This is a genomic window from Bradyrhizobium sp. USDA 4454 (assembly GCF_054822705.1).
Window position 1 is genome coordinate 4,132,454 of the sequence record NZ_JBTRCN010000001.1, and the last position, 18,733, is coordinate 4,151,186.

General features: G+C 64.7%; 18 protein-coding genes. 13 read left to right on the forward strand and 5 right to left on the reverse strand.

Annotated elements, in window-relative coordinates; genetic code table 11:
* Positions 1 to 58: 58 nt before the first annotated feature.
* Together recG and ACVIW0_RS19365 are read left to right on the forward strand one after the other, a co-directional pair.
* Positions 59 to 2,167 (forward strand): ATP-dependent DNA helicase RecG, encoded by a 2,109-nt coding sequence (gene recG / locus ACVIW0_RS19360; RefSeq protein WP_461353761.1) that lies wholly within the window; start codon positions 59 to 61, stop codon positions 2,165 to 2,167.
* A gap of 251 nt (positions 2,168 to 2,418) precedes the next feature.
* Positions 2,419 to 3,549: an FAD-dependent oxidoreductase gene (locus ACVIW0_RS19365; RefSeq protein ID WP_461353762.1), complete on the forward strand. Its 1,131-nt coding sequence runs from the start codon at positions 2,419 to 2,421 to the stop codon at positions 3,547 to 3,549.
* 45 nt (positions 3,550 to 3,594) lie between these two features.
* On the opposite strand, the gene ACVIW0_RS19370 is transcribed toward ACVIW0_RS19365, so the two are convergent.
* The gene (locus tag ACVIW0_RS19370; RefSeq protein WP_461353763.1) at positions 3,595 to 4,386 is read right to left on the reverse strand and encodes a DUF502 domain-containing protein; all 792 of its coding nucleotides are present in this window, start codon (positions 4,384 to 4,386) and stop codon (positions 3,595 to 3,597) included.
* 95 nt (positions 4,387 to 4,481) lie between these two features.
* Positions 4,482 to 6,308, reverse strand: a complete 1,827-nt coding sequence (gene glmS, locus ACVIW0_RS19375; protein WP_461353764.1) for a glutamine--fructose-6-phosphate transaminase (isomerizing) — start codon at positions 6,306 to 6,308, stop codon at positions 4,482 to 4,484.
* Positions 6,309 to 6,646: 338 nt separating this feature from the next.
* Between glmS and ACVIW0_RS19380 the strand changes: the two genes are divergently transcribed.
* Both ACVIW0_RS19380 and ACVIW0_RS19385 read left to right on the forward strand, forming a co-directional pair.
* On the forward strand, positions 6,647 to 7,759 hold the full coding sequence (locus ACVIW0_RS19380) for an acyltransferase family protein (RefSeq protein ID WP_461353765.1): 1,113 nt from the start codon (positions 6,647 to 6,649) through the stop codon (positions 7,757 to 7,759).
* Between the two features lie 135 nt (positions 7,760 to 7,894).
* Positions 7,895 to 8,053, forward strand: a complete 159-nt coding sequence (locus ACVIW0_RS19385) for a hypothetical protein (RefSeq protein ID WP_461353766.1) — start codon at positions 7,895 to 7,897, stop codon at positions 8,051 to 8,053.
* Between the two features lie 61 nt (positions 8,054 to 8,114).
* On the opposite strand, the gene ACVIW0_RS19390 is transcribed toward ACVIW0_RS19385, so the two are convergent.
* On the reverse strand, positions 8,115 to 8,909 hold the full coding sequence (locus ACVIW0_RS19390) for an adenylate/guanylate cyclase domain-containing protein (RefSeq protein WP_461353767.1): 795 nt from the start codon (positions 8,907 to 8,909) through the stop codon (positions 8,115 to 8,117).
* A gap of 135 nt (positions 8,910 to 9,044) precedes the next feature.
* Positions 9,045 to 10,136 carry a carbon-nitrogen hydrolase family protein gene (locus ACVIW0_RS19395; protein WP_461353768.1) on the reverse strand — a complete coding sequence of 364 codons (1,092 nt, stop codon included), beginning with the start codon at positions 10,134 to 10,136 and terminating at the stop codon, positions 9,045 to 9,047.
* Between the two features lie 259 nt (positions 10,137 to 10,395).
* Here ACVIW0_RS19395 and ACVIW0_RS19400 point away from each other — a divergent pair, with 259 nt between their 5' ends.
* The 7 genes from ACVIW0_RS19400 to ACVIW0_RS19430 all read left to right on the forward strand — a co-directional run bounded on the left by ACVIW0_RS19400 (position 10,396) and on the right by ACVIW0_RS19430 (position 15,573).
* Positions 10,396 to 11,346, forward strand: a complete 951-nt coding sequence (locus ACVIW0_RS19400; protein WP_461353769.1) for a LysR family transcriptional regulator — start codon at positions 10,396 to 10,398, stop codon at positions 11,344 to 11,346.
* Positions 11,347 to 11,424: 78 nt separating this feature from the next.
* Positions 11,425 to 11,727: a DUF485 domain-containing protein gene (locus tag ACVIW0_RS19405; RefSeq protein ID WP_461353770.1), complete on the forward strand. Its 303-nt coding sequence runs from the start codon at positions 11,425 to 11,427 to the stop codon at positions 11,725 to 11,727.
* A gap of 13 nt (positions 11,728 to 11,740) precedes the next feature.
* The gene (locus tag ACVIW0_RS19410; protein WP_461353771.1) at positions 11,741 to 13,324 is read left to right on the forward strand and encodes a solute symporter family protein; all 1,584 of its coding nucleotides are present in this window, start codon (positions 11,741 to 11,743) and stop codon (positions 13,322 to 13,324) included.
* A gap of 893 nt (positions 13,325 to 14,217) precedes the next feature.
* Complete coding sequence (locus ACVIW0_RS19415; protein WP_461353772.1) at positions 14,218 to 14,673, forward strand: Hsp20 family protein; 456 nt, start codon at positions 14,218 to 14,220, stop codon at positions 14,671 to 14,673.
* 72 nt (positions 14,674 to 14,745) lie between these two features.
* A complete protein-coding gene (locus ACVIW0_RS19420) occupies positions 14,746 to 15,063 on the forward strand; it encodes a hypothetical protein (protein WP_461353773.1) in 318 nt (105 codons plus the stop codon).
* A 10-nt stretch (positions 15,064 to 15,073) separates the two neighbouring features.
* On the forward strand, positions 15,074 to 15,394 hold the full coding sequence (locus tag ACVIW0_RS19425) for a hypothetical protein (RefSeq protein WP_461353774.1): 321 nt from the start codon (positions 15,074 to 15,076) through the stop codon (positions 15,392 to 15,394).
* A complete protein-coding gene (locus ACVIW0_RS19430; protein ID WP_461353775.1) occupies positions 15,391 to 15,573 on the forward strand; it encodes a hypothetical protein in 183 nt (60 codons plus the stop codon). Before ACVIW0_RS19425 ends, ACVIW0_RS19430 begins: the two co-directional genes overlap by 4 nt.
* A gap of 238 nt (positions 15,574 to 15,811) precedes the next feature.
* Here the strand turns inward: ACVIW0_RS19430 and glmU are convergent, their stop codons facing one another.
* Positions 15,812 to 17,170 (reverse strand): bifunctional UDP-N-acetylglucosamine diphosphorylase/glucosamine-1-phosphate N-acetyltransferase GlmU, encoded by a 1,359-nt coding sequence (glmU, locus tag ACVIW0_RS19435; protein WP_461353776.1) that lies wholly within the window; start codon positions 17,168 to 17,170, stop codon positions 15,812 to 15,814.
* A 185-nt stretch (positions 17,171 to 17,355) separates the two neighbouring features.
* Between glmU and ACVIW0_RS19440 the strand changes: the two genes are divergently transcribed.
* The gene (locus tag ACVIW0_RS19440; RefSeq protein WP_461353777.1) at positions 17,356 to 18,120 is read left to right on the forward strand and encodes a hypothetical protein; all 765 of its coding nucleotides are present in this window, start codon (positions 17,356 to 17,358) and stop codon (positions 18,118 to 18,120) included.
* A gap of 97 nt (positions 18,121 to 18,217) precedes the next feature.
* Positions 18,218 to 18,730 (forward strand): hypothetical protein, encoded by a 513-nt coding sequence (locus tag ACVIW0_RS19445; RefSeq protein WP_461353778.1) that lies wholly within the window; start codon positions 18,218 to 18,220, stop codon positions 18,728 to 18,730.
* Positions 18,731 to 18,733 lie beyond the last annotated feature (3 nt).

The following is an 18,733-nucleotide window of genomic DNA, read 5'->3' on the forward strand; positions in this document are numbered from 1 at the left end:
TCGCCGCCTTTTGGGGCTTCCTTGCGCGCATGACCTGAGTCGTGTGTAAAGGACGCCGATGCGCCCATCCCTGCTCAATCCGCTGTTCGCCCCGGTCACGACGCTTTCGGGTGTCGGCCCGAAGCAGGACAAACTGTTGCGCTATCTGCTCGACCGCAGCGAGACGCCGCGGCTGGTCGACCTGTTGCTGCATTTGCCGGCGAGCGTGATCGATCGCCGGATGCGGCCGAAGATCCGCGATGCCGTGGTCGGAACCATGGTGACGCTGGAGGTCACTGTCGACCGCCATCGCCCGCCGCCGCCACGCAATTCGCGGGCGCCCTATCTGGTCTACGCCAGCGACGATACCGGCGATGTCGTGCTGACCTTCTTCCGCGCCCAGCCCGGCTATGTCGAGAAGCTCTTGCCGGTCGGCGAGAAGCGCTACGTCTCCGGTACGCTGGCGATGTATGACGGCATCCCGCAGATCGTGCATCCCGACCGCGTCGTCGACGAGGCCGGCTTTGCAAAACTCTCCGGCATCGATCCGGTCTATCCGCTGACCGAGGGGCTTGCGATCGGCTCGCTGCGGCGCGCCATCGCGCAGGCGCTGACCAAGCTGCCGGAGCTGCCGGAATGGATCAGCCCCGAGGTGCTGCGCCGTTGCAACTTCCCTCCAATCCGGGAGGCGCTGACCCGCGTCCATGTTCCGGTCGAGCTCACCGACATCCTGCCCGACGGCCCGTTCTGGTCACGCCTGGCGTTCGACGAGCTGCTCGCCGGCCAGCTCGCACTCGCTTTGATCCGCGCCACGCTGCGCCGCCCGGCCGGCGTGCGCAACGCCGGTGACGGCCATCTGCGCAGGAAGATCATCGACGCCCTGCCCTATGCGCTGACCAGGTCGCAGCAGGAGGCGGTCGCAGCGATCATCGCGGACCTGCAACAGCCGGTGCGGATGCTGCGCCTCGTGCAGGGCGATGTCGGTTCCGGCAAGACCGTGGTGGCGCTGCTGGCGGCCGCCGCCGTTGCCGAAGCCGGCAAGCAGGCCGCGCTGATGGCGCCGACCGAAATCCTGGCTCGCCAGCACATCAAGACCATCGCCCCGCTCGCCGAAAGCGCCGGAATGCGGGTGGCAATCCTCACCGGCCGCGAGAAAGGCAAGGAGCGCCGCGAGCTGCTGGCACGGCTCGAGGCCGGCGAGATCGACCTCCTGGTCGGCACCCATGCGCTGATCCAGGATGACGTGATCTACAAGGCGCTGGCGCTCGCCGTGGTCGACGAGCAGCATCGCTTCGGCGTGCGCGAACGCCTGGCCTTGACCTCGAAGGGCGAAGCCGTCGACGTGCTGGTGCTGAGCGCGACGCCGATCCCGCGCACGCTGGTGCTGACCTATTTCGGCGACATGGATGTTTCGGAGCTGCGTGAGAAGCCCGCCGGCCGCCAGCCGATCGACACCCGCGCGGTGCCGATGAGCCGCATCGAGGACGTGATCGACGGCGTCGGCCGCGCGCTTGGCGCCGGCAAGCTGGTCTACTGGATCTGTCCGCTGGTCGATGAGTCAGAAGCCGAAGGCACCGAGCATCTGACCAACGCCACCGAGCGTTTCGAGTCCCTGCAGAAGCGGTTCGGCGATCGCGTCGGCCTGGTGCACGGCCAGATGAAGGGCACCGAGAAGGATCGCGTGATGGCGCAATTCGCCGCGCATGAGATCGGGTTGCTGGTCGCGACGACCGTGGTCGAGGTCGGCGTCGACGTTCCGGCGGCGACCATCATGGTGATCGAGAACGCCGAGCGCTTCGGCCTTGCGCAGCTGCATCAGCTGCGCGGCCGCATCGGCCGCGGCTCGGAGGCGTCAACCTGCCTGTTGCTCTACAAGGAGCCACTCGGCGAGATGTCGAAGGCGCGGCTGAAGGTGATCCGCGAGACCACGGACGGATTCCGGATCGCGGAAGAAGACCTCAAGCTGCGCGGCGAAGGCGACGTGCTCGGCATCCGCCAGAGCGGCCTGCCCGGCTACCGCATCGCGCGCTCCGAGGTGCATGGCCAGCTCATCACCCAGGCGCGCGACGAGGCGCTGCGGATCATGAAGGACAATCCGAAGCTGAAGGGCGAACGCGGCGAAGCGCTGCGCGTCCTGCTCTACCTCTACGAACGCGATGAGGCCGTGCCGCTGATCGGCGCGGGGTAGCCACCAGCGACGGGCCGGTTCGGCGCGACCGTTCGGTCTTGCCTTGCGCGATAAACCGTTATACTGGTCCTGCCGTCGCGAAAAACGACCGCCTGAACCGGCACGCCCGGCAAGCTGTCGCGTACACGCCAACCACGCGCCTCGTGTGGTCCGGCCAGCGTCTCCGAAAGCAACCGCCTGACAACATCAGGCCCGTCGCAGCGATCAGCGCCTCCGGACGCTGCATGCTTGCGATCACAGGAGCGCTACAGATGCGACATCCAATCACAATCATCGGCGCCGGGCTTGGCGGCCTCACTCTCGCACGTATTCTGCATCTCCACGGCCTCGCAGCGACAATCTACGAAGCGGAGAGCTCCGCGAGCGAAAGGGCACAGGGCGGCCTGCTTGATATTCACGACTATAACGGTCAGGTCGCGCTCAGGGCCGCAGGGCTGCTTGACCAATTCCTCGGCCTCGTCCGCCCCGGCGAGGATGCCAAGCGTATTGTCGACAAGGACGGCCAGGTCCTGTTCGACCATCCCGGCAACCCCAAGGGCAATCGCCCCGAAGTCGACCGCGGCGATCTGCGGCGCATGCTGATCAATTCGATCCCTCCGGATGCGATCAGATGGGGTCACAAGGTGACGTCGATCGCACCGCGCGCTGACGGACGGCACGACATCGGCTTTGCGCATGGCGCCACGGTGACATCGGACGTGCTCGTCGGTGCCGACGGCGCGTGGTCGAAGGTGCGTCCGCTGCTGTCGGATTCAAGGCTCGCCTACACTGGCATCTCGTTCATCGAGACATTCCTGTTCGATGGCGATGCCCGCCACAGGGCAAGCGCGGATGCGATCGGCAGCGGCACGCTGATGGCGGTCGCTCCGGGCAAAGCCATTCTGGCGCATCGTTATGCGGACGGAACGCTGCATACCTATGCGGCGTTGAACAAGCCAGAGGATTGGATCAACTCCATCGACGTCAGCGACGCGAAAGCTGGCCTGGCGCATATTGCCGGGCAATTCCGCGGATGGGCCCCGCAACTTACCGCGTTGATTACGGACGGTGAGACCGATCCCGTGCTACGCCGGATCCATGCGCTGCCGGTCGGCCATCGATGGAAGCGGATACCAGGGCTGACATTGCTCGGTGATGCGGCGCACCTGATGTCGCCGTTCGCCGGCGAAGGCGCGAACCTTGCGCTGTATGATGGCGCAGAGCTCGCGCGGGCCCTCATCGCCAGTCCCGACGATGTCGAAGCCGCGCTTGCCCGATATGAACACGATCTCTTCCCGCGCAGCGCCAAGGTCGCCGACCAGACGGCGCGGAACCTGGAGCGGTTCTTCGACGACAGCGCACCTCACGGCGTGGTCGCGCTGTTCAGGAAGCATCTTACGTGAGCAAGCGTGCTTCTTCACCGGACGCTGCGCGCGTCTCCGGGCTCATCAGCCGTCCACCTTGGCCGGCGCCGCCGGCTGCAACGAGGCCTGGTTGGCCGTCCCCTGGTTGGCGATGCGCGCGGCGTTGGCCATGCCGGCGAGCGCCGCGGCGCGCTTCTGATCGGTGGAGCCTGGCTGCACCACGCCGGCCGACATGATCAGCGTCGCGGCATCCTCGGTGCTCATCTCGATCTCGATGATCTTGCTCTTCGGCACGTAGAAGAAGAAGCCGGTGGTCGGGTTCGGCGCGCATGGCAGGAACACCGAGATATGCTCCTCCTCGCCGGGCAGGCTGGCCGCGAGCTCGGCGTTCGGCGCCTGCGAGATCAGCACGATCGACCACATGCCGGGCGAAGGAAACTCGACCAGGCCGACGCGGCGGAAGCTCGAGCCGTTGCCCGAGAACAGCGTCTCGAACACCTGCTTCAGGCCGCGATAGATCGCGCGCACCGCAGGGATTCGGCCGAGCAACCGCTCGCCCAGATCGACCAGGGTGCGGCCGATCAGGTTGGCCGTGAGGAAGCCGAGCAGCGTCAGCGCGATGACCGCGACGATCAGGCCGGAACCGGGCAGCCCGAACGGCAGATAGGTTTCCGGCCGGTAGGCCGTCGGCACGAACGGGCGGACCAGATTGTCGACCCAGTTCACGAACCACCAGGTCAAATACAGGGTGATCGCAACCGGCCCGGCCACCACCAGGCCGGTCAGGAAATAGGTGCGAAAACGCGCCATCAGCCCGCGCGGGGCATCCGGGGGCAATTCACCCGTCGAGGCGGGAGGCACTGGGTTGGAGGTCATTGCGGTTCCAGGGTCGTCGAAGCGGCCGTAGTCCACCACCCAGCTAAGCCATTCCGGCGGATTTTTGAAGGGCCGTGTACCGGCCCCGCTTGCGACTATTCGACCGTGACCGATTTGGCCAGATTCCGGGGCTGGTCGACGTCGGTGCCCATTACCACGGCGGTATGATAGGCGAGCAGCTGCACCGGGACGGCGTAGACCATGGGCGCGAAGGTCGCCCCCATGTCCGGCATCACGATCGTCACCAGCGACTGAATGGTCGCCTCCGCGGCGCCCTTGGCGTCGGTCATCAGGATGATCTTGCCGCCGCGGGCGGCGACCTCCTGCATGTTGGAGACGGTCTTCTCGAACACCTTGTCGTAGGGCGCGATCACCACGACCGGCATGTGTTCGTCGATCAGCGCGATCGGCCCGTGCTTGAGCTCGCCGGCGGCATAGCCCTCGGCGTGGATGTAGGAGATCTCCTTCAGCTTCAGCGCGCCCTCCAGCGCCAGCGGATAGCTGGTGCCGCGACCGAGATACAGCACGTCGCGCGATTTCGAGATTTCGCGCGCCAGTTTCTCGATCTGCAGCTCGGTGGTCAGCGCTTCCGACATCAGGCGCGGAATTTCGACCAGGCCGTGGGCCAGCTTGGCCTCGTCGGCATCGGACAGCTCGCCGCGCGCCTTGCCGGCGGCAACCGCGAGCGAGGCCAGCACCATCAGCTGGCAGGTGAAGGCCTTGGTCGAGGCGACGCCGATCTCGGGACCGGCCAGCGTCTGCAGCACGGTCTCGCTTTCGCGCGCGATCGTCGAGGTCGGCACGTTGACGACCGAGAGCGTGTGCGCGCCCTGCGCCTTGGCGTAGCGCAGCGCCGCCAGCGTGTCGGCGGTCTCGCCGGATTGCGAGATGAAGACCGCGAGATCGCCCTTGCGCAGCGGCGCCTCGCGGTAGCGGAATTCGGAGGCGACATCGAGCTCGACCGGCAGCCGCGCCAGCTTTTCCAGCCAGTATTTCGCAACGAATCCGGCATAGCTCGCGGTGCCGCAGGCCGTGATCGAGACGCGCTGGATATCCTTGAAGTCGAACGGCAGCTTGACCGGCATGGTGACGCGCTCGGTCGCCATGTCGACATAGCGCGCCAGCGTGTGCCCGACCACTTCCGGCTGCTCGTGGATCTCCTTCGCCATGAAGTGGCGGTAGTTCGCCTTGTCGACCAGCGCAGTCGCGGTGGTGTGCTTGATCACCTCGCGGTGGACGATGGCGTTGTCCTTGTCGAAGATGGTGGCGCCCTTGCGGTTCAGCACCACCCAGTCGCCGTCCTCGAGATAGCTGATCGTGTCGGTGAACGGCCCGAGCGCGATCGCATCCGAGCCGAGATACATCTCGCCCTCGCCATGGCCGATCGCAAGCGGCGGACCGTTGCGGGCGCCGATCATCAGATCGTCCTCGCCGGCAAAGATGAAGCCGAGCGCGAACGCGCCGCGCAACTGCGACAGCACCGCCCTCACCGCCTCGACCGGCGCGACGCCGCCCTTGAGCAGATTGTCGACCAGATGCACCACGACCTCGGTGTCGGTCTCGGTCGCAAACACCGCGCCCTTGGCCTCGAGCCCCTCGCGCAACTCGCGGAAATTCTCGATGATGCCGTTATGCACCACGGCAACGCGTTCGGTGGCGTGCGGATGCGCGTTGTTCTCGGTCGGCCGGCCATGGGTCGCCCAACGGGTGTGGCCGATGCCGGTGTGGCCGCCGAGCGGCTTGGCCTCCAGGCGGGCCTCGAGGTTCTTCAGCTTGCCCTCGGCGCGGCGCCGCGCCAGCGCGCCATTCTCCAGCGTCGCGACCCCCGCGGAATCATAGCCGCGATATTCGAGCCGCTTGAGCGAATCCACCAATTGCTCCGCGACCGGAGCGCGTCCAAGAATACCGACGATGCCGCACATGCGGTTCAATGTCCCCAAAAATCGCCGAAAATTTGCCGAAGCGGCGACACGGTCCCTTAACGGGAATCGCCGGCCGCACGATACTCAATAATTATTGCCGATTGCGACAATCTTAAGCGGCAAGGTTGACGCGAAAGGATGAGCGAGGCTGGTTAATCGAGGCTAACCATCTCGGACTACGTCGCCCGCACGAGGTGATGCACGCAATGTCGCAGCACACGTTAAGGGTGCGATAAGCCCCGTATGGCAACCTTGGCCACGGCGCGAAACAACCTGACACGATCAATCACAACTCGCGCTGCATGCCAAGAGCGCGTTCGCTCTGGCTTGGGGGCGACGTGGACCACAGGAATAATTTCGACGTTTTGCGGCTATTCGCAGCCTGCAACGTCCTGCTGCAGCATGCCGCCTGGCTCAGGGTTCCGTGGACGAAGCCGATACCGCTGCTGGTGGTCTACACCTCGGGCGTTCCGATCTTCTTCATCATCAGCGGCTTCCTGATCACCAGCACGTATTTTCGCAATGACGGAGACGTATTCGCATATCTGCGCAACCGCTGCCTGCGCATCTATCCCGCGCTGTGGCTCAATCTCGCGATCATCCTCGCGCTGCTGGTCGGGTTCGGCGCGTTGCCGCTGCGGGCGCTGCTCAGCGGAGAATTTCTGCGTTACTGGACCGTGATCCTCGCCACCGGCTCCGATTCCCTCGCCGACTGGCTGCTGTCGCCATACCCTTTCGCCTGGAACGAGGCGATGCCATTCCTGCCCGGGGCTGCGCTGTGGACCGTTGTGCTCGAACTGGGCTTCTACCTGATCGTCCCGGTGATCTTTTTGCCGCCCATCATGCGCCGCCGATGGGCTTCGCTGGCCGTGGTTCTCGCCCTCACCCTGTATTCGCACCATCTGGCCAATGTGACCACGACCGATGAGGTCACCCGCCTCATCAATCCGCTGTTCTATTTCTGGTTCTTCGGCATCGGCTCGGTATTCTTTCTGCTCTGGCATCGAATCGAACTGCTGTTCCGCGGCAAGTTCGTCCTGTGGGTCCTGCTCTATGCCGAGGCGATCGCCCTGTTCGGCGACCAGAGCGGCATCGTGTATGATCACCCAACGCTGCAATCGACCGTGCTGACCATCTTGCTTGCCTGCTGCGTGATGTCGGTCGCCTTCAGCTGGACCAATTTGTCCAAGCTGCTCGCAGGCAACGACCTGTCATACGGCGTCTATCTACATCACGTGCCGATCGCGATTCTGTTGCACACCTGCGGATGGCGCGGCTTCCCGGCCGCGCTCCTCCTGATCGCGGCGACGATCATCGCGGCGGCCGCGACATGGCGCGTTATCGAGCAACCGGCGCTGCGCTTCAAGAGCGGTGCGGACCGCAAACATTCAAGCTCCATCGACGACAAGCACCCCGACGGATTGCAAAGCCCGGTGTACCGCGCCGGCTGATCGCCTGCTGGCTATACCGGAACCGGTGCAGCATGCACGCGAAGCAGCACGCACGCTGCACCGACGGCACTTGCGCCTAATATCAACGCCTCGTTAGCGCCTTTCGGAGAGAGTGCCGCCGCCGGAGGTACCCTGATGCAAACCACGCCCGATCGTGAGACGCAGCGCCTGGATGTGCTCGCAGAACTCGACATGCTCGACACGCCGCACGAACTCGCCTTTGACCGATTGGCCGGGCAGTGCCGGAAGACGATGGATTCCGGGTTCGCGCCAAAGAGCCGCGCCCCGGAATGACGCGCGGATAGCTAGCGTAGGCCGCATGCCCATTGCAGCACCGATGACCTCTCTGAACGGCTCAGTGCTCGACCAGATAGAGCCGCCAGCGCTCCGGCACGCCCTTGAGCTGGTGCGCGCCGCGGTCCTTGAAGCGGATTTCGGACCTCGCCATCAGATCCCTGACCGCGCTCGAGACCAGCACCTCGCCGGCCCGCGCCTTCGCGGCGACACGCGCGCCGATGTGGAACGCGAGACCGATCACCTCTGCCCCGCTCACCTTGTATTCGCCGGCGTGCAGCCCGACCCTGATCTCGAGCCCGAGCGTGCGCACGGCGTCGCGGATTGCGGTGGCGCAACGGATGCCGGCCGCCGGCGCGCGGAACGTTGCCAGCAGGCCGTCCCCCGTCGTCACGACTTCCTTGCCCCGCATGGCCTTCAGCTCTCTGCGCACAGCGACATAGTAGTGGTTCATCACCGTCGCCCAGCGCGTGTCGCCGAGCCGCGCGGCCTTTTCGGTGGATCGGACGATGTCGACATAGAGGATCGTGGCGAGCGCCTGTTCGAGCTCTGAGTCCCGATCGGCCGTCCGGCGCCGGTTCGCGATGTTTCCGGTCAGAGGCTCATAGCGATGGCTGCGCCGCCGCGCGATGGCGGCCCGGGTGTAGTCCTGGGCACGCTGCACCGTGCGGCAGCGAATGGTTTTTTCCTGCGGCGAAAACGTCCAGTAGACCTTTCGCCCAGCCCCAGCGCCGTGAACCTCTACCGCGCCCCACTTCAGGAACACCGTCGAGCCGGTACGGCGAATGCACCAGGCTTTCGAAGTGTATCCAGACACGTTCGACTGATGGACTCCGATGCGAAGGAATTTAGGCATGAGCGTCCGGCCGGTCGACGAGCGCTTGGGGCTTACCAGGGCAAGCGTAGTCAGACATTCCCGCGTTGGCAACAGGAGTGGTTCGCAGGAGTGTTTCGCAGACGCCTGGCAGTTGCACAGACGCTCGAACCGCCGTCAGGCACCAAACATGCGACCGCTCTTGAACCCGGTGAGGTCGCGCCCCTGCCCGTTCGAGCCAGCGTCGACATCGACGGCTGGAATTGCGTCGTCCTGCGCTTGCGCGACCAGCTGCTCATCACCGCGAAATCGTGCCGGGGTCAGCCGGCTGCGGTCGACCGTCAGGCCGAAGATGTCGAAGCGGTTGTAGTAGCCGACCACGTCGTGAAACTGCTTCGGCTCGACGCAGCGATTGAGATCGATCTCCGCGTAAGCGATGCCCTCCTGATCCTGCAATTCATCGCCGAACACCACGCCGGTCGGATCGACGAAGAAGCTCGCGGCGCGTGGCGTCCGGTCGATCACCTCGGCGATGCTACTGTCGCGTTCAATGAGGAAGCTGCGCATCGCCGCATCCATGTAGCCGGCGGTCACGATTCCGAACACCTTGGCTTCGAAGCAATGGGCGCTGGCGCGGATGCGGTTGGCGGCGACATTGTCGAAATTGCCGCCGCCGGCCGGACGCCGGGTCGGCCACATCGGCGGCCAACTCGAGATGTGCACCTGTTCGCCCTGCGCCATCAGCGCGAAGCGGGCTAGCGGGTTGGTATTTTCGCCGCAGATCAACCCGCCGATCCGGCCCTGCCGCGTCTCTGCGACCTGAAGGCCCGCGCCATCTCCGGACGACCACACCAGTTTCTCATAGAAGGTCGGAACCAGCTTGCGATGATGGATCAGGATGTTGCCGGTCTCGCCGATCAACAGGTTCGAATTCCACAGCCCGCCAACGCTGACGGCCGAGCGCTCGCTGATGCCGATCGAGACGGTGACACCGAGGGCGCGCGCCTCGGCGCAGAGCTGCGCGACTTCCGGTCCGTCCAGCAGCACGGATTGCTCGGCCATGAGCACGAACAGGTCGTGGTTGTCGATCGGAGGCCACAGCGCGGCCCAGACCGGAAACGCTGGAATGTAGGTTTCGGGAAACGCGATCAGCTCGGCGCCGGCCCTGGCCGCCTCGCGGATGATGGCGATCGCCTTCGCAGTGGTGGCCCGGCTGTCGAGGAAGACGGGCGCGGCGTGGACAGCAGCAGCCTTGAAACGAGGGAGCATGTCGAAATCCCGGCTAGAGCGTTTTCAAGCGAAGTGGATACCGGTTCGCCTGAAGAAAACGCGTCAGAACAAAATCTAGAGCTCCGTTCCGATCCAATCGGAACGGAAAAGCTCTAGGACGAGGCGAGCGAAGCGGTATCATCCCGGCCTTGGCGGCATGCATGGGAATTGTCGCAAGGTCGGTTGCGAAGGATCGGAACCGCCGGGCGCTGGAACGGGAATTGCTTTACCGAGAAGAGCCGCAATCCGGAGGCAGGTCATGTTCGATACGATCAACTGGGACGATTTGCGGGTGTTTCTCTGCGCCGCCCGCGCCGGGAATTTGAGCCAGACAGCAAAGCGGCTGCGGCTGGACCATTCCACCGTCAGCCGGCGCATCGCCCAGATGGAAGCGTCGCTCGGCATTGCGGTGTTCGAACGTCACCGCACCGGGCTCAGGCTCAACGAGGTCGGCGAGCGATTGCTGCGTCATGCCGAGCGGGTCGAAAGCGCTGTGATCGCCATTCGCGAGGAGGCCAGCGCCAGCGACACCCAGGAGCTCGCCGGGACGGTGCGGCTCGCCACCATGGAGGGGATCGCCTCGCTCTATTTGGCACAACGCTTCGCCAAACTGCGGCGCACCGCGCCGCAACTCTGCGTCGAGCTCGTCACGTCAGCCCAGACGGTCTACGTGCACAAGCGCGAAGCCGACCTGTTCGTGTCGTTCTTCCGGCCGCCCGGTCCGGGCCTGATCTCGGAGCGCATCGGCAAGTTTCGGCTCGGACTGTTCGCGAGCCGGGACTATCTCGACCGTCATGGCATGCCGGCAAGCCTGCGCGAGCTCGGGGAGCATTGGTTCGTGTCCTATATCGAGGACCTGGTCCAGGTCGACTCGGTGCGCTGGCTCGCCGACGTCATCGAGGAGCCGAAGGTCGCCTTCCACTCCAACAGTATGATCGCGCAGATGAATGCGGCGGCGGGCGGCCTCGGCATCGTAATGCTGCCGAGCTTTGCCACCAGGGACCGGCCCGACCTCATCCCCGTGCTGCCAGACCTTGCCAGCACCGCTCGCGAGGTCTGGCTCAATGTGCACAGCGACCTGCAATTTGCCCCGCGCATCCGCGCCGTCCGCGCGTTCCTGAAGAATACCCTGAAGCAGGATCCCGACATGCAGATCTCGCTGGCCGATGCCGTGCCGCAGCCGCGCACAGCAGATTGCAAAAATCCATAGTTCCCTTCCAGCGGGGCCCGGCCGAAGCTTGTCGGATTGGCGCAACGCGTTGCGCGCTGAAGGTTTGAGGGGGCCGATATGAACGCGATGATTCCCGGCAATGCCAATCCGGTGCCGAGCGGCGTTGCACTTGCCAACAGACTTGCCAAGCGACGGCTAACCGTCGCGCTCATTCTGAGCGCTGCAATGATCGCGATCTATTTCGGCTTCATGGCGCTGTTCGCGTTCGACAAGCCGTTGCTCGGCACCATCCTGGTGCCCGGCCTGTCGCTTTGCATCGTGCTCGGGCCGCTCGTCATCATCTCGTCCTTCGTGCTCTGCCTGGTCTACGTGCTGTGGGCGAACCGGGTATTCGACGCCGGCATCCGCAACCTTCACTGAAGAGGCAGAGAAGATGGGCAGCAGCACGCTTTCGATCGGGTTCTTCTTCGCCTTCATGGCATTGACGCTGGCGATCACCTATTGGGCTGCGCGGCGCACGCGCACCACGGAGCACTTCTTTGCCGCCGGCGGCCAAGTCACGGCATGGCAGAATGGCTGGGCCCTCGCTGGAGACTTCCTGAGCGCCGCCGCGCTGCTCGGGATTGCCGGCATCGTCACCTCGAACGGTTTCGACGGCATGGTCTATTCGATCGGGTGGCTGGTCGGCTGGCCGATCATTCTGTTCCTGATCGTCGAGCCGTTGCGCAACGTCGGCCGTTTCACCTTCGCCGACGTCGTGGCCTATCGCCTGCGCCAGCGCCCGGTGCGCGTGGCCAGCGCCGTCGGAACCCTTGCCGTGATTCTGTTCTACCTGATCGCCCAGATGGTCGCGACGGGATCGCTGATCAAGCTGCTGTTCGGTCTGCCCTACACCTGGTCGGTCGTCGTGGTGGGCAGCATGATGCTGGTCTATGTGCTGTTCGGCGGCATGCTGGCGACGACCTGGGTGCAGGTGGTGAAGGCTGCGCTGCTGATGGGCGGCGGCATCCTGCTCGCCTTTCTGGTGTTGACCCATTTCGACATGAACCCGCTGAAGCTGTTCGCCGCGGCGGCCGAGAAATACGGCACCAGGGTCCTGCAGCCGGGATCGAAGGTGGTCTCCGGCCAATGGGATGCGATTTCGCTCGGGCTCGGCCTGATGTTCGGGACCGCTGCGATGCCGCACGTGCTGATGCGGGCCTACACGGTGAAGGACGCCAAGGCCGCGCGGCTGTCGATCCTCTATGCCACCGGCCTGATCGGCGTGTTTCATCTCATGGTCTTCATCATCGGCTTCGGCGCCATGGTGCTGGTCGGTCCCGAGGCGGTGGCAAAGGCCGGAGGCGGCGGCAACATGGCGGCCCCCCTGCTCGCACTCACGGTCGGCGGCAATGCGTTCTTCGGCTTCATCTGCGCGGTCGCGTTCGCGACCATGCTCGCCGTCGTCGCCGGCCTGACGCTGTCGGGCGTCGCCACGCTCTGCCACGACGTCTGGACCAATGTGATCCGGAGCGGCACCGCCTCGGAGGCGGAGCAGCTCAAGGTCGCGCGCGTCGCGACCGTCATGATCTCCATCCTGGCCATCATTCTCGGCATCGCGTTCGAAGGCCAGAACGTCGCCTTCATGGCGGGGCTCGCGTTCTCGATCGCCTGCGCCGCGAATTTCCCCTCGCTCGTGCTCGCCATCACCTGGCGCCGCTTCACCACGCCCGCGGCCGTCGCGAGCATCCTGGTCGGCACGCTGAGCTCGCTGGTGCTGATCTATCTGTCGCCGACCATCCAGGTCGACGTTCTCGGCAAGCCGCTGGCTGCCATCGAGCATCAATGGTGGTTCGTGTCGCTGCGCAATCCGGCGATCATCAGCATGCCGCTGTCCTTTGCGGTCGCGATCCTGCTGTCGCTGGTCACGCAGGAGAAGAACGCCGATCTCGCCTTCGACGAGATGCAGCAGCGCATCCTGCTTGGACCGGTCCAGCCAAACACCAGCGTGCCTGCCCGGGCCAAGAGCGCGGCTTGAGCCTGTCGGCAATCCCGATCGCGTTCAGCCGGCGCGGAAGTCCATCTGTGACGCGAACGGCATCGGAACTTTTCTCTCTGTTGGGATTTTTGCTGTTTTGGGGCAGCGAACGTCAGCATTGGAGAGAGGAGAGCCATGAAGCGGCGACGCCGGGTTAAGCAGATCTTGCCCCTTAAAGAGCGCCTCGCCCAGGAAGCCAAAGCGCTGCGCAAACGGGCTAAGGAGCTCCCGCCCAGCCGAGAGCGAGAAGCATTGCTGAGGAAGGCGCGACACGATGAGACCACGGCTCATTTGACGGAATGGCTGATGTCATCAGGCCCACGGGGGCCGATCTAGGACGAGACGACATGCCGGCGAATCACCACCATATCGACGGAGTGGAAGTCGCCTTTGTCTGCACCGCGGCGGTGTCCTTGGTGACCCTGATCGCAAGCGTGGCTTGGCTCTTGGTTTGGTGAAATCCCGCTCCCCGTAGTTCAAGCTGCAAAGTCGGCCACTCGCCCGAACGCCGGCTCGGCTGGCGCTGCGCTTTGCAGATGATCGCTTGCGGATGATGCTGAGCCTGCCGCTGATGGCAGCCTCAAGACGTCCGACTTATGAGCTATCTCTCGCCATGTCGGACCCGTCTGCGGCCGCGGCTTCAATAACGCCGGCTCGCCCCGACCGGGGCGCGACTGCCAACCCGCCGGCTGGTCCAGCAGTGGCTCTCCGCACGACTGGCGAACGCCAAATTTTTTTCACGACACTTCTTGACTTCCGAAACCGGTTTTCTAATTTTTTGCTAGCTAGGCCCTTGCGGGCCAGCGCCTGGGCGCCAGTCGGGCCCAGGCGAGACGGGCACCGGTCGTGTCCGGTGCCGTTCATATCCATCTTGCTCTATGGAGGATTTGGCTATGCGCACGTACGACTTCTCTCCCCTGTTCCGGTCAGCCATTGGCTTTGATCGGCTCTTTGACCTCGCTGAGACCGTCCAACGCGCCGGCGAGGACAATTATCCCCCCTATAATATCGAACGGCTTGCGGAGGATCGGTACCAGATCGCGCTCGCGATCGCCGGCTTTGCACCTGACGAGATATCGGTGACGGCAGAGCAGAACGTTCTGACCATCGAAGGCGCGAAGGTCGAAAAGGGCGAGCGTGAATACATCTATCAGGGCATCTCGACACGTCGCTTCAAACGACAGTTCAGTCTGGCCGATCATGTCGAGGTCAAGAGCGCGTCGTTCGATAACGGCCTGCTCAAGATCGAGCTCGCCCGTGAAGTGCCGGAGGCCATGAAGCCGAGGCGAATTGCGATCAATGCAGCTCCAAGCAAGGCGCCGCGCCAGTTGGAAGGCGTGGCAGCCTAACGATCCGCAAAGCCGCGCTCCGCTGGGGCGCGGCTCCTCATCTCTGGTTTCGTCTCAAGAACGGAGGCACCCATGCGGCCGACGACCGCGACTGTCGACAATGTCCTTGCATTTCGCCTGCCGAGAGGCAGGCAATACGAACATCCGCGCGATGTGCTGCGCGATCCCTGCCTGACGATGGCGGCGAAGAGAAGCATTCTGGCATCCTGGGCTTCGGATGCCTGCGCCGTCGCATCCAATCCTGCTCTGCGCGCGCCTCCGGAACTTAGATCGCCCGTTCCAGTCGGCGATATCCTCGACGCGCTGCGCGCGCTTGACGATCCGCGCGAACCGCCAGGGGGAAGGCCGGCCCGGCTCCACTCCACCGAGCGCCACGTCGCCGCGGCATAGGAGTGCCCCCATGACCGAGATCAGGCTTCCGAAACAAGTCATCGACAGGGTTGAAGATCGCTGGTGGTCAAGGTTCAACAGAGATCGGCTGCGAGCATCAGAACAGATCGATGAGCGCTTCGAACGGCTGCGTGCACATCGCACCAATGTTGGCCGATATCGGCGGCTGCTCGGCACCGAGCTTTCCGACCTGGAACGCGATTTCGTCAACCGACGTCTTTCTGAAGAGATGACAGCGATGCAGGCGTTGACGGCCGACATACCGCCTCTTGTCCTTGATCCACCGGCGAACGCGCAAATTGTCGGGCAGTCAGGAGAGGGCCGGCCATGACAGAGCTGCAGCGTCTGCTCATACGTGGGAGCGAAAAGGTCATCAGCCACTATCAATTCCTGCTCGATACCGCGAAATCAGAACACGAGCGGGAGCTGCTCAGGCGACGAATCGAGAAAGAACGTCGGATGCTGAACGATCTGCTTTATGGCGCGGATCCGTCTGCACGTGCGGCCTGACCAGGCCGACGAACAACCTGACAAGCCGCGCGCGCAGGGATGTGCGACTCGCAAGTGGCGCAACAAATTCAGTGTCGTCCCGGCGAAAGCCGGGACCCATAACCACCGATGGTCATTGCTTCACGATGCCGGAACGACGAGTCCTGTCCCCAACTTCCACTGCGGAGTATGGGTCCCCGACTTTCGCCGGGACGACACCTATTCGTTGAGACAGGCTCACAAATATGTCGAGAGAAGATCACTTTCCCTTCGCCGCCTTCGCCTTCAGCTTCGCCGCGCGGTAGCGCGCCGCGCCGCCTTCGCGGATCGACTGTTCGCTACGCTCGACCGCCATCGCATCGTCGGGGACGTCCTTGGTGATGACCGAGCCCGAACCGATATAGGCGCCCTTGCCGATCGTCACCGGCGCGACCAGCGACGTATTGGTGCCGATGAAGGCGCCCTCGCCGATCAGCGTCTTGTGCTTGAGGAAGCCGTCATAGTTGCAGGTGATGGTGCCTGCGCCGAGGTTCGAATTGGCGCCGACATGAGTATCGCCGACATAGGAGAGGTGATTGACCTTGACGCCGGCCTCCAGTCTCGAAGCTTTGGTCTCGACGAAATTGCCGATCTTCACGCCATCGCCGAGCGAGGTGCCGGGCCGCAGCCGCGCGTAGGGTCCGAGTTCCACCTTCTTGCCGATCGTTGCCTCGACGATGTGCGAGAAGGCATGGATCACGGCGCCGTCGTCGATCGCAACGCCCGGACCGATCACCACGAACGGCTCGATCACGACGTCCTTGCCGAATTTGGTGTCGGCGGCGAGATAGACGGTCTCCGGCGCAATCAGGGTCACGCCGGCCTCGAGCGCCTGCTTGCGCAGCCGCGCCTGCATCACGGCCTCGGCGTCGGCGAGCTGCGCCTTGGTGTTGATGCCGCGCACTTCGTCTTCGCTGGTTTCGATCACGACGGCCTCCAGTCCGAGTTCCCTGACGATGCCGACGGCATCGGTCAGATAATATTCGCCCTTGGCGTTGGCATTGCCGATCTTCTCGATGATCGCGAGGGCGGTCTTGCCGCCGAACGCCATCACGCCGGCATTGCACAGCGTGATCTTGCGCTCTTCAGCGCTGGCATCGGCCTGCTCGCGGATCGCAACCAGTCTGCCGTTCTCGACCACCAGGCGGCCGTAGCCGGTCGGGTCGGCGGCATGGAAGCCGAGCACCGCCAGCGCAGCACCCCCGCGCAGCGGCGCACGCATGCGCGCAAAGGTCTCGGCCGAGATCAGTGGCGTGTCGCCGAACGCGATCAGGAGATCGTCGGCACCGCGGGCGATCGCCTCGCGCGCGGCCAGCACCGCATGCGCGGTGCCGAGCCGCTCGCGCTGCACGAAGGTCTGCGCGTCGGGCCGCACCCGTCGGGCTTCGGCGGCGACCGCCTCGTGGTCGGGGCCGATCACGACCGCGAGCTGCGATCCCTCGCCGGAGGCGGCAGCATTGAGCACATGCGCCAGCAGCGACTGCCCGGCCACCGGGTGCAGCACCTTCGGCAGCGACGAGCGCATCCGCGTGCCCTCGCCGGCCGCAAGCACCACTGTCAGGCTGGTTCGCGCAGTCATTCGCAATCCTCAATGTCGCGCGCAGTTCGCTGCGCCAAGCTTGGTTCGAGGCCGTCTTTAAATTGTTTTCCCCGCCAGAGGAAACCGATTCGCCTCTCTTGCCGCTCCGGATTCAAGTTCCCGGTCCATTTCCTGTTAATCTTTGCCTCGTGATTCGGCGGGCCTTGAGGAGGGCCAAGCGGGCTTTGGCCAAAGATCGCGACAATCTGGCGGCGGAATTCGACACCGAGAGCAGCTCCGGCTTTTTGGCCGAGGAGGATGCTTTCGATCGCCGCATGCTGTGGCGGCTCGGATCCTGGGGCGTTGCCGCAGTCGGCGCCGTCACCATCGCCGTGATGGCCAATCAGTCGGCGTTGACGCTGAAGCGCGATCAGATCGCCGCATCCGACGTCGCACGCCAGGCCCAGCAGTTGCAGACGCTTGCCAAGGAAAGCCACAACGAGACGCGCCGGCTGGCGTCCGCGATCGATACGCTCAACGGCGATCGCGACCGGCTCTATTCGCGCGTCACCACGCTGGAGCAAGGCCTGGATTCCGTGACCGGCGCGATTGCCAGGCAGCCGACGGCCCCAGCCCCATCGCCCCCGGCAACGCCGCCTGCACCAGCCAATTCGGCACAAGCAGCCCCGGCACCGGCCGTCGCCGCCGTCGCAACGACGCCTCCTGCTGCGCCGGACAAGCCGTCGACGGCCGACAAGGTCCCGGCACTTGCCGACAGCAAGCCGCCTGCAGCGATCGAGAAGCCCGTTGCGACGGCTGAAAAGCCCGCCGCCGACAAGAAACCCGCGCCCATCGCGCCGAAGCCCCAGACAACTACGGAAAAACCGCCAGTCTCCGACAATGCGCCACCGGCTTCGGCCGCCCGCTCCGTCCGTTGCCAGTCCGATCAGCGCCACCGCTGTGTCCGCCGCAGTCGACACCAAAGTCGCTGCGGACAAACCGCTGGCTGATAAGCCGCTGACCGATAAGCCTCAGCTGGCATCGCTCGATCCAGCCGCGAACAAGCCCGTCGAAGCGGCCAAGCCGCCGACTGCGAACGATGTGGGCGTGGCGCCGAATCCTCCACCGGTGATCAAGGCGGATCCCGACGACGACGCGGAGGACGAGGCGGACGCGCCGAAGGCGCAGATCCAGCGCACCGAGTTCGGTGTCGACCTCGGCACCGCGAATTCGGTCAACGGACTGCGCGCGCTGTGGCGCGGCCTGCTGAAGTCCAAGGCCAACGCGCCGCTGGCCGCGCTGAAACCGATCATCGTGATCAAGGAGAACGGCAACGGGCTCGGCATGCAGTTGCACCTCGTCGCCGGACCGCTGAACGACGCCGGCACCGCCGCCAAGATCTGCGCCGGCCTCAGCCTGGTCCAGCGGACTTGCGAGACCGCGGTCTATGACGGCCAGCGGCTGGCCTTGAACGAGCCGCCCGCCGCAGCCAAGCCGGCCTTGCCGCACCGCCGGTTCGTGCCGAAGCGCGCGGCCGCGCCGCCGCAGCAGGCTGTTGCCGAGGACAAGAAGCCGGAGCCTTCGACGATCTCCTCGATATTCCGGCGCAACAACCAATGATCC